Origin of the sequence: Paraburkholderia sp. JPY419, from assembly GCF_050435705.1 — a bacterium.
Classification (GTDB): Bacteria; Pseudomonadota; Gammaproteobacteria; order Burkholderiales; family Burkholderiaceae; genus Paraburkholderia; species Paraburkholderia youngii.
In genome coordinates this window covers 2,794,374-2,808,810 of the sequence record NZ_JBNDKV010000002.1, presented here as the reverse complement: position 1 = coordinate 2,808,810, position 14,437 = coordinate 2,794,374, and the positions used below count along the sequence as shown (strand labels likewise).

The following is a 14,437-nucleotide window of genomic DNA, read 5'->3' as shown; positions in this document are numbered from 1 at the left end:
GCAAGGACTGGCAGTAGAGAAGGCGCCGATCGCGGCGCCTTTTTTATGTTCGCGCCGAAGGGGTCTTTCGCCAGACTTTGCGTGCTCCTCCACCAGCGCCCTAGCGATCGGCGTCAGGTGGCGGGTACTTGACGTCGAGAATGTCGATCGGCTGAGGGCCGGCCGGCGTGAAAAGCGTGACCGTATCGCCGACCTTGGCCTTCAGCAGCGCACGCGCAATGGGCGAAATCCAGCTCACGTGCCCAATGTCCAGGTCGACCTCGTCGACACCGACGATCGTCACCTTATGCTCTTCGCCGTCCTCGGTCGCATAGTCGACCGTCGCGCCGAAGAATACCTGGTCGAGGTTTTCCTGCTGGCTGCTATCGACGACCTCGGCCAGATCGAGCCGCTTGGTCAGGAAACGGATGCGCCGGTCAATTTCGCGCAAACGTCGTTTGCCGTAGATGTAGTCGCCATTCTCCGAGCGGTCGCCGTTCGACGCCGCCCACGACACGAGCTTGACGACCTCGGGCCGCTCGACATCGATCAGATGCAGCAACTCATCGCGCATACGCCGATGACCGGCGGGAGTCATGTAATTTTTGGTGCCTGCGGGCACGTCGGGCTGGGTGACGTCGAGATCGTCGTCGTTGTCCTCGCTCGACTCTTTGACAAAGGCCTTGTTCATAATCGTCCATTAACAGCAGCTAGCAACAACCTGATAAAAGGTTACACGATCGGGCCGGCGACACAAATCGCCGTGATGGGCTTCCATTTTTCAATTCGGTTGGCTATAATCTCGTTTCTGTGTGCGGCTGTAGCTCAGTTGGATAGAGTACTTGGCTACGAACCAAGGGGTCGTGGGTTCGAATCCTGCCAGCCGCGCCACCTTTTTCGAGAGCTTCCTTGCCGGGAGCTCTCAGGTTTGACCGGTTTTTGCAGCAAGCATCACTGTTTTGCGTGCGGCTGTAGCTCAGTTGGATAGAGTACTTGGCTACGAACCAAGGGGTCGTGGGTTCGAATCCTGCCAGCCGCGCCACCTATGAAGGGCCTTCCAATCGGAAGGCCCTTTGTTTTTCTGGCACACCGTGCACCGTGCGCCAACTCAACGCGGCGGCGACTGGATATCCCCAATCTGCCCGTCCGGGTGCGGCAAGTCCTCGACGACCCCGCCTACCGTCTGCTCGCTGATCGTCTCGGCCCGCATGCCGGTCAGTGCCTGGCGCTCGCGCAGCACGTCGTCGACGGTATCGCCGAAATGGCTCGCGACGAACGCCCGCAGCAAAGCAATGCGCAGCGAGTCGCCGCTTCCCTCCGAGGCCCGCTGTCCGCCCTTGAACTCCGCGACGCACAACGCGCCTTTTTCGCTCTGCTCGCGCACATCGAGCCGCATCGCGCGCTCGAGCACAACGGCGGCCGTTTCCCATGACGCGCAAGGCGTGAAGCGCCCGTCCCACGGACGACCGCGATCGTTGCCGCGGATCGCAACAGTCTCGCCACTATCGGTAAAGTAGATTTCGCGCACGAAGTCGTGCAGGCTGCGCGCCACCCAGTAATCGAGCGCCACGCCAGCGAGGTCGGATACGTTCATCTGCGTTCTCCCCCGGGTTCAGGTGAGACTTGCCTTCAGTTGTATCCTGAGCCGCACGAAAGATGCCAGACTGGCGTGAACCGCCAGTCCAGGCCGCGCCGACGCCCAGCCGGAAGCCGCTCAGTAATCCGCGCGCTCGCGGTCGATACGCATGCCGCCGTCGTGGCGGTGATGCCCTTCTTCGCTCGGCCGCTCACGCGTGATGCGCATCACGTCCGGATTCGTGCGCACGCGCCGCATCACATTGGCCAGATGCACACGATCGCTGACCTGAATCACGAAGCGCAGAATCGTGGATTCCTGCGACAGATCTTCGTCCATCGCGATATGGACGATGTTCGCGTCCGCCGACGTGATGTCGGCCGCTACGCGGGCGAATACGCCCTTGGTATTCTTGACCAGCACCTTCACCGCGACATCGAACAGACGCCCCGGCTGCGGCGCCCACGCAACGTCGATCCAGCGCCCCGGATCGCGCCGGTGGATACGCTGCGCGACGCGGCAGTCGGTGGTGTGGATCGCCATGCCGAGGCCGATGCCGATATAGCCCATGATGTCGTCGCCCGGAATCGGACGGCAACACGCGGACAGTTGCACCGACATGCCCTCGGTACCAGTGATGACGACCGGCGGCGCATGCGGCGTCGAGCCGGACTCGGAGCGCGAGCCGTCGTCGTCGGCGTCGCGCCCGCTCATCAGCACTTCGATGCGCTTGGCCATCACCGCGGCGACCCGTCGGCCAAGACCGATGTCCGCGAAAATTTCCTGACGGTTCTTGTTGCCCGTCCATTGCACGAGCTTTTCCCACGCTTCCGGCGTCACGTCCGATAGCGCGAGGCCGTACGCCTTCAACGCCTGATCGACGAGACGCTCGCCGAGCTGCACCGACTCGTTCAGGCGCATCGTCTTCAGATAATGACGGATCGCCGAGCGCGCCTTGCCGCTGCGCACGAAGCCGAGCCATGCGGGGTTCGGTTTCGAATACGGCGCCGTGATGACCTCGACGATGTCGCCGCTCTTCAGTTCGGTTCGCAACGGCAGCAGCTCGTTGTTGATCTTCACCGCGACGCACTGGTTGCCGAGATCGCTGTGGATCGAATACGCGAAGTCGAGCGCGGTGGCGCCGCGCGGCAGCGCCATGATCTTCGACTTCGGCGTGAACACGTAGACCGCGTCCGGGAACAGGTCGATCTTCACGTGCTCGAGGAATTCGCTCGAATCGCCCGCTTCGCTCTGAATGTCGAGCAGCGATTTCAGCCACTGGTGCGCGCGCTTCTGCACGTCGTTCAGATCCGCGCTGCCGTTCTTGTACAGCCAATGGGCGGCAACGCCCGCCTCGGCGATCTCGTGCATCTTGCGCGTGCGCACCTGGAACTCGATCGGCGCGCCGAACGGGCCGACGAGCGTAGTATGCAGCGACTGATAGCCGTTCACCTTGGGGATCGCGATGTAATCCTTGAACTTGCCCGGAACAGGCTTGAACAGCGCATGCAGCGCGCCGATGCAGGTATAGCACTCGAGCGCGCTGTCGACGACCACGCGAAAACCATACACGTCGAGCACCTGCGAGAACGACAGCTGCTTGTCGCGCATCTTCTTGTAAATGCTGAAGATGGTTTTCTCGCGACCGGTGACTTCGGCGTCGAGCTTTGCGTCGGCAATCGCACGCTGCACCGATTCGAGAATCTTGCCGACCACCTCGCGACGATTACCGCGCGCCGCCTTCACGGCTTTTTCGAGCGTCGCGTAACGATGCGGGTTGAAATTCGCGAAGCTCAGGTCCTGCAGCTCGCGATAGGTATTGTTCAGGCCCAGCCGGTGAGCGATCGGCGCGTAGATGTCGAGCGTTTCGCGCGCCACGCGGCGACGTTTCTCCGGCGGCACCGCGCCGAGCGTGCGCATGTTGTGCAGCCGGTCGGCGAGCTTCACGAGGATCACGCGCACGTCGCGCGCCATCGCGAGCAGCATCTTGCGGAAGTTCTCCGCCTGCGCTTCCTCGCGATTGCGAAACTCCATCTTGTCCAGCTTGGACAACCCGTCGACCAGTTCCGCGACCTTCGCGCCGAAGCGCTCGGCGAGCTCCGCTTTGGTCACGCCCTGGTCTTCCATCACGTCGTGCAACAGCGCGGCCATGATCGCCTGGGCGTCGAGATTCCAGCCCGCGCAGATTTCCGCGACGGCGACCGGATGGGTGATGTAGGGTTCACCGCTCTGGCGATACTGGCCGAGGTGGGCTTCGTCGCTGAAGTGGAACGCCGCCTTGATGTCCTTGATTTCTTCCGGCGGCAGATAGCCGGACAGCGCGGACGTCAGATTGGCGATGGAGACGACGTCATGCCGGCGCGGCTGCTCCGGCGTGGCGGTCGGCCCGAACAGATGACGAAACGATTGCTCGAGGACCGCGTCGATGTACTTGCGTGCAGACGACGGCGCGTCGGTGTCGTGTTCCGCTTCCGTGGCGGTGGGCGGGGTAGCACTCATGGTCGCCTCTAGCGGTTGGACACAGTTCTGCACGTTGAGCAATCCGGTGTGGCGAATACCGGACAAGTCGAAAACGAAAATCCGTGCGCCTTAGACCGGCACCTTCTTCAGCATTTCGACGCCGACCTGACCCGATGCGATTTCACGCAGCGCGAGGACGGTGGGCTTGTCGCGGCTTTCGATCTTCGGCGTGTGGCCTTGAGCGAGCTGACGCGCGCGATAGGTCGCGGCAAGCGCGAGTTCGAAACGGTTCGGGATCTGTTTGAGGCAGTCTTCGACGGTAATGCGGGCCATGTTGGGTTCCTTCTCAGTATGTTGCTTATTCTACCTTATGTGCCTGACGGCACGCCGCGCTCACGCGTGCGGCAGGTGGATGCCGAGCTGCATGAAAAGCTGCTTGTGACGCGCGTACTGCGACGCAAAGCGCGAGCGCGTCGCGCCGACGAGGCACTGCAACTCAGCCAGCGCACGATCGAAGTTTTCGTTGATCACGACGTACTCCGCTTCGGCCGCGTGCGCGATCTCGCCGCCCGCTGCGAGCAGGCGTCGCGTGATCACGTTCGGCTCGTCCTGGCCACGCTTTTTCAGACGCTCTTCGAGCGCTTCGAGCGACGGCGGCAGAATGAAAATCTCCACCGCGTTGTGGAATTGCTTCTTCACCTGCTGCGCGCCTTGCCAGTCGATTTCGAGCAGCACGTCATGGCCGTTTTTCATCTGCTCCTCGATCCACACGCGCGACGTGCCGTAGTAGTTGCCGTGCACTTCCGCGCTTTCGAGAAACTCGCCCGCATCATGACGCCGCATGAAGTCTTCGACGGTCGTGAAGTGATAGTGCTCGCCGTCCTGCTCCTTCGGACGCGGCGGGCGCGTCGTGTACGAGATCGACAGACGGATCGCGTCGTCGCCCGCGAGCAGCGCGTTCACGAGCGTCGACTTGCCCGCGCCCGACGGCGCGACGACCATGAACAGATTGCCGGGATAGGCGCCGGCGTACGGATGGCGCGGCGCGCCGGCTTCGCGTGGATGATGGTCGGTCATGATGTGTAGTGCTCCAGCCTTATTCGAGATTCTGTACCTGCTCGCGCATCTGTTCGATCAGTAGTTTCAGCGTCATCGACGAATCCGCGAGTTCCTTCGCCGCCGCCTTCGAACCGAGCGTGTTCGCTTCGCGGTTCAGCTCCTGCATCATGAAGTCGAGCCGCTTGCCGACCTTGCCGCCCTTCTCGATCACGTGACGCGTTTCGTTCAGGTGCGCGGTGAGGCGCGACAGTTCTTCGGCAATGTCGATGCGAATGCCGTACATCGTCACTTCCTGGCGAATCCGCTCGTTGATCTCTTCGCGCGACACGATCGTCACGGCCGCATCCGGCGCGGCGATGCCTAGCGCTTCCTGCAGACGCTCGACGATTTTCTGCTGATGCCGCGCGATCAGCTCGGGCACGAGCGGCGTGATCTTCGTGACGATCGTTTCCATTTCGGTGACGTTGCCGAGCAGCATCGTCGCGAGTTGCGCGCCTTCGCGCGCGCGCACGTCGATCAGGTCCGCGATCGCCTGCTTGCCGCACGCGAGCACCGTATCGCGCAACGTCTCGGGCGCGATGCCGCTTTCGGCGAGCACGCCCGGCCAGCGCAGAATTTCGCCGGTACGCAGACGGCCGGCTTCCGGAAACGTGTCGAGCACCGTGCGTTCCAGCTGCGCGAGTTCCGCGAGCGCGTCGCGGTTGATCGCGCCCGCGTTCGCCGACTGCTCGCTGCGCTGCAGATTCACGCGAATGTCGACCTTGCCGCGCGACAGCTTGTTCATCAGCATTTCGCGCAGCGTCGGTTCGACGACGCGCACGTCTTCCGGCATGCGGAAGTTCAGGTCGAGAAAGCGCGAGTTCACCGTGCGCAATTCGACCGACACGCTGACGCCGCCAGTGCCCGAAGCCGCCACGAGTTCGCGCGTGGCGCTCGCATAGCCAGTCATGCTGTAGATCATCGTATATCTCGCGATTGCGGCCATGCGTTCGACGATGGCCTGAGAAGCGGATCGCCCGGCGTGTACGAGACGCGGGGCGGGGAACCGGCATTATCCCATTTTTGGCGGTGCCATCCGCTCGTGAGCGAGCACGGATGCGGCCCGGCACGCGGCTGCTTTCACGGTACGGATTGCCGCTCGTCGTTACGATGACTCTCGCGTGCTCAAGCGGCGCTCATCGCCCGCAAGCTCGTGTGCCATGCGTATGGGCAACCGCCCGATTCGATCGGCGGTAAAATTAGGGTTTTTCCTCCGCCCCTCTTCCGGCCTTTCCGCACACAACGCGACCCATTCCGACATGAGCAACGACACCCCACGCCCCAGCGGCCGCCAGCCCAACCAGTTGCGCGACGTGCGCATCACGCGTCACTACACGAAGCATGCGGAGGGCTCGGTGCTGGTCGAGTTCGGCGACACCAAGGTGATCTGCACCGCGAGCGTCAGCGAGAGCGTGCCGCCGTTCCTGCGCGATCGCGGCCAGGGCTGGCTCACCGCCGAATACGGCATGCTGCCGCGCGCCACGCATACGCGCAGCGATCGCGAAGCCGCGCGCGGCAAACAGACCGGCCGCACGCAGGAAATTCAGCGGCTGATCGGCCGCGCGCTGCGCTCGGTGTTCGATCTCGAGAAGCTCGGCGCGCGCACGATCAATCTCGACTGCGACGTGATCCAGGCCGACGGCGGCACGCGCACCGCGAGCATCACCGGCGCGTTCGTCGCCGCGCATGATGCGGTCGCCAGATTACTCGCCACGGGCCGCATCGAAAGCTCGCCGATCACGGATTACGTCGCCGCGATTTCGGTCGGCGTGTACGACGGCGTGCCGGTGCTCGACCTCGACTACGACGAAGACTCGCAGTGCGACACCGACATGAACGTCGTGATGACGGGCGCGGGCGGCTTCGTCGAAATTCAGGGCACCGCGGAAGGCGTGGCGTTCTCGCGCGAAGAAATGAATGCGCTGCTCGATCTCGCGAGCGACGGCATCAGCACGCTGATCGCGAAGCAGAAAGAAGCGCTGGGAGTGCAGCAGTGAATGAGGTTCGTCAGGACGGCGGCGGGAACGATGCTCTCGGCATAACGTCGGGCATGCCGTTGAAAAAAGTCGTGCTCGCGTCGAACAACGCGGGCAAGCTGCGCGAATTCGCGGCGCTGCTCGGCGCGGCCGGCATCGAGTTGATCCCGCAAGGCGCGCTCAATGTACCGGAAGCGGAAGAGCCGCACCCCACCTTCGTCGAAAACGCGCTCGCCAAGGCTCGTCACGCGGCGAAGCTGACCGGCCTGCCCGCGCTCGCCGACGACTCAGGCCTTTGCGTGCGTGCACTGCGCGGCGCGCCGGGCGTCTACTCGGCCCGCTTCGCGCAACTCGCCGGTGGCGAGAAAAGCGACGCGGCGAACAACGCGCGACTCGTCGAAGAACTGCGCAGCGCGAGCGATCGGCGCGGCTATTACTACTGCGTGCTCGCCCTCGTGCGTCACGCGGACGATCCCGAACCGCTGATCGCCGAAGGCCGCTGGCATGGCGAAATCCTCGACGCGCCGCGCGGCGAACATGGCTTCGGTTACGACCCGTACTTCTATCTGCCCTCGCTTAACGCGAGCGCCGCCGAGCTCGAGCCGGCGGTCAAGAACGCCAGCAGTCATCGCGCGATCGCGCTGCGGCAACTGCTCGCCCGTTTGTCGGAGGAAGCGTGATTCCGATCCGATCGACACCGGCGGACATCGGCAACGGTGTCGTCAAGGCATTCACGTCCCCGGGCGGCATCCGTTTGACGTCGCTGCCGCCGCTTGCGCTGTACGTGCATTTTCCGTGGTGCGTGCGCAAGTGCCCATATTGCGATTTCAATTCGCACGAGTGGAAGGGCGAGACGTTCCCGGAGAACGACTACCTCGACGCGCTGCGCGCCGATCTGGAAATGGCCTTGCCACTGATCTGGGGCCGCCAGGTGCATACGGTGTTCATCGGCGGGGGCACGCCGAGTTTGCTGTCGGCGGCGGGGCTCGATCGCATGCTGTCGGACATCCGCGCGCTGCTGCCGCTCGACGCCGACGCGGAAATCACGCTCGAAGCGAACCCCGGCACCTTCGAAGCCGACAAGTTCGCGCAGTTTCGCGCGAGCGGCGTAAACCGGCTGTCGGTGGGCATCCAGAGTTTCAACGAAACGCATCTGAAGGCGCTCGGCCGCATTCACGACGCGGCGCAGTCCCGCCACGCGGTCGAAGTCGCCGCGACCACGTTCGACAACTTCAACCTCGACCTGATGTTCGCGCTGCCCAGGCAAACGCTCGCCGAATGCCAGGCCGACGTGGAAACGGCGTTGTCGTTTGCACCGCCGCATCTGTCGCTGTATCACCTGACGCTCGAACCGAACACGCTGTTCGCCAAGTTCCCGCCCGCGCTGCCCGACGACGACGCGTCCGCGGACATGCAGGACTGGATTCATCAACGCTCCGCCGAAGCCGGCTATGAGCGCTACGAGGTGTCCGCGTATGCGCGGCCGCATCGGCAGAGCAAACACAATCTGAACTACTGGCGTTTCGGCGACTATCTCGGCATCGGCGCGGGCGCACATACGAAGCTGTCGTTTCCGAATCGCATCGTGCGTCAGGCGCGCTACAAACATCCGACCACGTTCATCGAGCAGGCCAAGGCCGGGGCAAGCGTGCAGGAAGAGCACGAGGTCGGGCCACGCGATCTGCCGTTCGAGTTCATGCTGAACGCGCTGCGCCTGGTGGAAGGGTTTCCGGTGCATCGGTTCATCGAGCGCACGGGTCTGTCGATCACGACGATCGAACCCGCGTTGCAGGAAGCGGAACGGCGCAAGCTGATCACCCGCGACCACGAACGGATCGCGCCGACGCCGCTTGGGCAGGCGTTCCTGAACGATCTGCAAGCGCTGTTCCTGAAAGATCCGCAGTGATGCCGGGTCGTCTGGACTCGGCAGCGAGGTCTTTCCAGGTTACAATTCGCGGTTTGGAGGTGTGGCCGAGTGGTTTAAGGCACCGGTCTTGAAAACCGGCGAAGGAGCAATCCTTCCGTGAGTTCGAATCTCACCGCCTCCGCCACCTCTCTCCAGGGCGTTGATTTTCCGTATAATCCTGCGCTTTCAACAAGTTAGAGCAGGCAGGTGTGCCGGTGATGTGTGCCGAAACCATACGGAATCTCGTCATGACGGTCCGAGTCATTCCCCATCCCGGCAAGCGCAGCCGGAACTGGTACGTGTGTATCCAGGTCCCGACCGCCCTTCGCGCGTTGGTCGGCCAAGCAGAGGTCAACCGCTCGACCTTTACGACCGACCTCAAACAAGCCAAAGCCAAAGCGGCCGCCATCGAAGCTCAAGTGCGCGCAGAGTGGCTGGCGCTGGCGGAGGCAAAAACGACAGCGCCCACCAGCAGCGACACGCAACCGCTCGCCGGACCGCCCCTCTCTGAGGGCTCGCGCCTTGCCGAATTGCAGCGCCCGGACGTCTACGACTCCCCTGGCAAACCTGTCGCGCTCTCGCCCGCTCTCATCACCCGAATCTGCGCGCAACGCGCGGCGCACTGGGAACTTACCCATCGCTTTGACCGGGGTGTCAAGACAGGAGACGCAACCAGGGACCGGCTCGCCGCCAAGGAGCTGACGCGCGAGGCAAAGTCGTTCAGCCGGCGGACCACCCGCATGGCACAAACGGTTATCGCCCGTGGTCAGGCGGCGCGTGCGTGGGCCAGTTTTGAGCTGGGCGCACTCGAATATGCCGAAGACGTCGGCTATCTCGTCGCGCCCGACGACCCGCTGGTGCCCGACCTCGTTCTCGCATTCACCGAAGCGGAACTGAAGACTCAACACACCATCTCGAAGATACTCAGCGGACAGGCTGCGCAGTTTGAGGTCCCTGACGCGTCCGGGGCACTGGTGTCTGCCATGATTCCCGCCTACGAGGCGCACAGAAAAGGCTCCGTGGACGACAGGTCCATCTCGAAAAGCCTGTCGGTCTGGAACCGCCTCATCGCGTTCGTCGGCGACGTACCGCTGGACGACGTGAGCGCAAGCGATATCTATCGCTTTCTCGAAGACCGCCTTCACACCGAACACAAACCCTGGTCACAAGGATATGTCGATGGCTTTGTGCAGCGAACGCTGCGCGAGATGTTCGCGCTCGCGCGCACACAGGGTCACATGCACGCGGACAATCCCATGAATCACCTCGAGACCACGCCGAAAATTTCGAGGGAGCAGGAGAAAGCGCGGAAGAAGCCCCGGAAGCCTTTCTCAATCGCGCAGGTCAACGCGGTCTTTGCATCGGACTGGTACGACCCGAATGCCACACACTGGACCGGCGGCATGGCAACCGACCTCGGCATGCGCTACTGGGGACCGAACATTGCCCTGTGCCACGGGTTTCGCGTCCGGGAAATGACGCAGCTCGTGAACTCGGATTTTGCGTTCCGCCATGGCATCCTGCTCGTGACCATCCAGATGGTGCTCGAGGACGATGATGAACCTTCACCGGAATCGACGCTGCAGCTTCCCAAGCGGAAACTGAAGAACGAGTCAGCCATCCGGACCCTCCCCGTCCACCCCCAGCTCCTCGCGCTGGGATTTGACGAGTTCGTGAGGGAAAAGCAGGCGCAGCATCCGCCTGGCACCCCCCTGTTTCCGTCGGCGATACCGGAAGAAACCGGCAAGGCCCCCCTCTGGGGTCGCGCGTACGAACAAGCTTTCCTGAGACACGTGCGGGACCGGCTGCGATTCGGTCGCGGCTATGGCAACCACAGCTCCCGGCATCTGTTTGAGGACCGCCTCCGCGATGCGCAGGTCATCAACGGTACGTGGCCTGCGGGGCTGGGTGAATTCATCAGCGGCCGGAGCCTGCCGCGCGATGCCGACCGCGAGATTTTCCGCCAGCAGAGCAGCGCCATCGACTATGGCAACGGCTTCATTGCGGCACACATCCAGCGCTTTGTCGCACAGGTGGACTTCGAGGGCGTCGTTTTCCCGCCGCCCTACGCGGAATGGCTTGCGCGCGGAAAGGCGAATTCGTGACCGGCAGGGCGACTGCCATTGCTCGTTTCGGTAGCCCGTAATCCAGAGGAAATTCGCCGGCCGGTTTCCATGGCAACCCTAGGAGGCTGGTTTTTGCCTAGCCCTGTCGACCCAGCCCTGAAGACCTAGTTGGCGTCATCAGGCATGCTTGAATAGCGCTGCAATCTCATGCCACATCGGGGAGAATCGCTCCCATCGGGTAGCACCATTCCCCCTGCGAATCTCGGGACCTGAGGCCCCGATGGCCCTGACTGGCATGGTCAGCGCGTCCCTTACGAGCGACGAGTATCCCCGGAGCAGGTCGTCGCTGCAGTTCAGGGGAACCGGGTAGCGGCCAGCCCACGAAATGGCCTGCTCGTAAAACCTGAGCAACGCGTGTTCCTCATCGCTGCCGGTGAGTCCCAGCAGGTCACTCAGGCGGGTCAGGCGGTGGGTCTTTGGAATGGCATGACCCCGTTGTATCAACACGGCCTTCATGATGACCTCGAGCGCCAGGCCGCAAAGCATGTGGTACACGGGGTAACACGCGACGTCCATGCGAAAACCACCCCGAAAACCCAGATTCTCCGCAATGTCTTGCTCGGCATCGTACTTCATCGCATACCACAGGGCCCCTGCGGACGCGTGCAGGTCAGCGCCCCGGTTGTACCAGTGATTCGGATGATTTCGCTCATCAGTCAGCGTCGGCCGCGCAATCGACCGCTTCCCGATATCCCCATCCTGTTCGCCCGAACCGTTCATTGGCACTCTCCCAATGCAATCCCTAGTGTGTATCGCGTCCGTCTGTGTCTCGCACCGGAGACTCAAGCAACCTCGCGGCCGCTATCGCGTGCCGACCGACGCTGGCATCTTCGGTCCATGCCCTTACCAGTTCGAGGTCGGTAGTTCGTCCAACACGCCCCAAAACCTGCAATGCGAAGGTGCGATGTTCCGTCGCAAGGTCTCGCCATTGGGCGAGCTTGGGGACTTCCGTTTCAGGTTGATAGCCACCCGCCAACGCCGCTCGCGCCAAGCGTCGCAAGCCTTCACCGCAGGCGGGCAGGAACGACAATCCCGCGTCCCTGTCGTCGAGCAGGTCACACGATTCCACCCGCATGACCACGTCAAAGGCGCGAGCTGCGCCACAGCTTTCCAGTTGCGCCCACAGAACGGCTTGTCGCGCGCCATCCGCTCCCGCCGGACGGCTTGCGAGGAAATGCAGGAGCCGGGCGGCGCAGTGCCAGGCTGATGTAACCGGTTCCTCGCCACCCTCCGCTTCAAGCTCGGCCCCCATGCGAGCCAGTGCACGCAGCGACCGCACATATGTTTCCACCGCCGACTGCATCCACGGGCTGCTGAAATCCGGTGTCCGTGAGAATTTCCGGAGACATGGGATGGCCGCAGCAACTGGATTCCGGGCGAGCTCAGCAATAACCATCGACATGCTCAAGTCCGCATAGGTTGCGTCAGCGGCTCTGAGCAGCAACGCCTGCCGTTCTGCGTCAGTGAGGCGCTCGTAGAACGCCTCGCAGTAGAACGCATCGCAAGGATGGTCAAACGTGCACGTGTACAGATGCATGGCACGCTCAGACGCCAGCGGTGTGGGCTCCATAGCGAGCGCATCAAGAAATTCTTCATGGGCGGATTCGACCGAGAGACCTGTCACCGGCCCACCTACCCCCTGCAAGGCATCGAAGACCAGCGAGTTAGTGAACGGGTCGTTATCGCTGAGCCAGGACTCCAGTACCGTCCTGACATCCTCTTCCTGTTCAGCGTTCAGATGGGGACCAGACCTTCTTACCAGTTCGACCACCTCCAGACGCATACGCTGGATGCCGAGGTTCCACAATTCCTGTACCACCTTCGCGAAGTCCTCAGGAACAAGCTCTGGCACGACCTCGAGCCGATTCAACGTGCCCAACAGGATGAGCAACTGGCCTGGATACAGCCCCTGGGGTTTTGACAATTTCTCCCATAACGCTGCGGTCAAAGCGTCCGAATCGCGAACGGTCCGGAACAGATTGAACCCCTGCTGGATTTCGTGCATCGCCCTCACGCTAGCGGGCGTGCCGTACACCGCGTTGTAGGCGCGCCGACGAAACGCAATCTTGATATCGGGATGCTCGCCCCGCAATCTCTCAGCTGCATCCCAGATATAGCGGTCAACCGCGCCGAAAGCACGCAGGACATCCGGGAGTAGTCCGTGGCCCAGCACATATGGCACCACAGCCATATAGTTCTCATAGGGTCGCGCCGCCAGCTCGCTGGGCAATGACGCACTCACGCTATGTCGACCCTGCGGGTCCGTATCCACTCCTAGCACGAGCCGCCGGTAGTCGCTGACGGCCACGTCAAGCATATCGCGCACTCGGTCAAGGACGAATGACCGCGCCTTGGAACCGCACCTGCCTTCGATACACGCAATCAGGAGTTCCGCTGATGCGGAGCGCAACAACACGCTCAATTCGGAGAACGTCTCGCAGGCTCCGACCGCGAACTCGGTCAGCGCCGCATTGATGGGTCGCGCCAACGTGCACGCGGTCGCATCAACGTCCGGGCACCGGTTCAGTATGGAAACCGTGCAGAAAAAATCGGCAATCAGGTCGTGACGAAAGAAGACCCTGCCCGACCGGAGAACCATCAGGCCAGTCCGTCGCGCCACATCCCACACTTGCGCGGACGTAACACCCGAACCAAGTATCAAGGTCAGTTCCCGGAGCGCCTCGTGTTCGGACAGGCTCGAAAGAAACCTCTCACGCATATATGTCGCGAGACTGGCACCGATGAAGAGGCAGAAGAGAATGCACGCAAGCATCTATTCATAGTGCCGCGCGTTCTCACGGGGCAGTCGTCGCTAGAGGGTTTGCGCCCGACGTTTGAGACGGACGTGTCCGAGGTTCCAGCAGGCTGCGAATCGGTTCGCATAATCGGCGAGCGGTTCCTCAATCAGCATTTCCGGCCGAAGCCCTGTGCGTCTTGCGCACAAGGTACTCGAGGATGGGCGCAAGTCGGCGCTTGCCTGCATATCATCGCTGGGCCGCCTCCAGCTTATCGATAGCGCTGCGAGAAGTTGCACTGAACAATCATCGTTTCCGCATATGTCTCTGGCTGGTCCTGCGCCGCCGAGAAAAATCTTCGGTTCAAGCACTTAGCGCACTCGCCCGCAGCTTCCTCAAAGCTTTGCAAACAATTCTGACTCCGCGCGCCACGAATGACAAAGGCAACGACCTAAAGTCTCGTAGACGATGACCGTAATCCATATAGTCGCTGTGGCGTCGTGTTTCTAAGCATTGGAGGCAATTTGCGAAGGTCGTCGACTTGACGGCAACGCACCACAAGGGCATCACAACTTCGATAG

The 14,437-nt window shown here is 62.4% G+C and carries 12 protein-coding genes and 3 tRNA genes; 7 read left to right on the top strand and 8 right to left on the bottom strand.

What is annotated here, in order from left to right:
- Window positions 1–100: 100 nt before the first annotated feature.
- Complete coding sequence (gene greB, locus QFZ91_RS19110; protein ID WP_176105325.1) at window positions 101–670, bottom strand: transcription elongation factor GreB; 570 nt, start codon at window positions 668–670, stop codon at window positions 101–103.
- A 123-nt stretch (window positions 671–793) separates the two neighbouring features.
- On the opposite strand from greB, the gene QFZ91_RS19105 reads away from it, so the two are divergent.
- Both QFZ91_RS19105 and QFZ91_RS19100 read left to right on the top strand, forming a co-directional pair.
- Window positions 794–870 (top strand) — tRNA-Arg (locus tag QFZ91_RS19105).
- A gap of 74 nt (window positions 871–944) precedes the next feature.
- Window positions 945–1,021, top strand: a tRNA-Arg gene (locus tag QFZ91_RS19100).
- A gap of 66 nt (window positions 1,022–1,087) precedes the next feature.
- Here the strand turns inward: QFZ91_RS19100 and QFZ91_RS19095 are convergent.
- The 5 genes from QFZ91_RS19095 to QFZ91_RS19075 all read right to left on the bottom strand — a co-directional run bounded on the left by QFZ91_RS19095 (window position 1,088) and on the right by QFZ91_RS19075 (window position 6,035).
- A complete protein-coding gene (locus QFZ91_RS19095) occupies window positions 1,088–1,573 on the bottom strand; it encodes a phage protein NinX family protein (protein ID WP_368596565.1) in 486 nt (161 codons plus the stop codon).
- A gap of 120 nt (window positions 1,574–1,693) precedes the next feature.
- Complete coding sequence (locus QFZ91_RS19090) at window positions 1,694–4,054, bottom strand: RelA/SpoT family protein (RefSeq protein WP_176381226.1); 2,361 nt, start codon at window positions 4,052–4,054, stop codon at window positions 1,694–1,696.
- Between the two features lie 90 nt (window positions 4,055–4,144).
- Window positions 4,145–4,348 carry a DNA-directed RNA polymerase subunit omega gene (gene rpoZ / locus QFZ91_RS19085; RefSeq protein WP_008921215.1) on the bottom strand — a complete coding sequence of 68 codons (204 nt, stop codon included), beginning with the start codon at window positions 4,346–4,348 and terminating at the stop codon, window positions 4,145–4,147.
- A 60-nt stretch (window positions 4,349–4,408) separates the two neighbouring features.
- A complete protein-coding gene (gene gmk / locus QFZ91_RS19080; RefSeq protein WP_176124400.1) occupies window positions 4,409–5,092 on the bottom strand; it encodes a guanylate kinase in 684 nt (227 codons plus the stop codon).
- A gap of 19 nt (window positions 5,093–5,111) precedes the next feature.
- On the bottom strand, window positions 5,112–6,035 hold the full coding sequence (locus tag QFZ91_RS19075; protein ID WP_429568083.1) for a YicC/YloC family endoribonuclease: 924 nt from the start codon (window positions 6,033–6,035) through the stop codon (window positions 5,112–5,114).
- 337 nt (window positions 6,036–6,372) lie between these two features.
- Here QFZ91_RS19075 and rph point away from each other — a divergent pair, with 337 nt between their 5' ends.
- The 5 genes from rph to QFZ91_RS19050 all read left to right on the top strand — a co-directional run bounded on the left by rph (window position 6,373) and on the right by QFZ91_RS19050 (window position 11,100).
- Window positions 6,373–7,110, top strand: coding sequence for a ribonuclease PH (rph, locus tag QFZ91_RS19070; protein WP_368613208.1), 738 nt, complete (start codon window positions 6,373–6,375; stop codon window positions 7,108–7,110).
- Entirely contained in the window at window positions 7,107–7,769 is a 663-nt protein-coding gene (gene rdgB / locus QFZ91_RS19065; protein ID WP_373686903.1) for an RdgB/HAM1 family non-canonical purine NTP pyrophosphatase, read from the top strand. The genes rph and rdgB overlap by 4 nt, the downstream gene beginning before the upstream one ends.
- On the top strand, window positions 7,766–8,995 hold the full coding sequence (hemW, locus tag QFZ91_RS19060) for a radical SAM family heme chaperone HemW (protein ID WP_429568082.1): 1,230 nt from the start codon (window positions 7,766–7,768) through the stop codon (window positions 8,993–8,995). Before rdgB ends, hemW begins: the two co-directional genes overlap by 4 nt.
- A gap of 55 nt (window positions 8,996–9,050) precedes the next feature.
- Window positions 9,051–9,140 (top strand) — tRNA-Ser (locus QFZ91_RS19055).
- 103 nt (window positions 9,141–9,243) lie between these two features.
- Entirely contained in the window at window positions 9,244–11,100 is a 1,857-nt protein-coding gene (locus tag QFZ91_RS19050; protein WP_429568081.1) for a DUF6538 domain-containing protein, read from the top strand.
- 138 nt (window positions 11,101–11,238) lie between these two features.
- Here QFZ91_RS19050 and QFZ91_RS19045 read toward each other — a convergent pair whose 3' ends face one another.
- Both QFZ91_RS19045 and QFZ91_RS19040 read right to left on the bottom strand, forming a co-directional pair.
- Window positions 11,239–11,841 carry a hypothetical protein gene (locus tag QFZ91_RS19045; RefSeq protein ID WP_429568080.1) on the bottom strand — a complete coding sequence of 201 codons (603 nt, stop codon included), beginning with the start codon at window positions 11,839–11,841 and terminating at the stop codon, window positions 11,239–11,241.
- 22 nt (window positions 11,842–11,863) lie between these two features.
- Entirely contained in the window at window positions 11,864–13,720 is a 1,857-nt protein-coding gene (locus QFZ91_RS19040; RefSeq protein ID WP_429568079.1) for a hypothetical protein, read from the bottom strand.
- Between the last annotated feature and the right edge of the window lie 717 nt (window positions 13,721–14,437).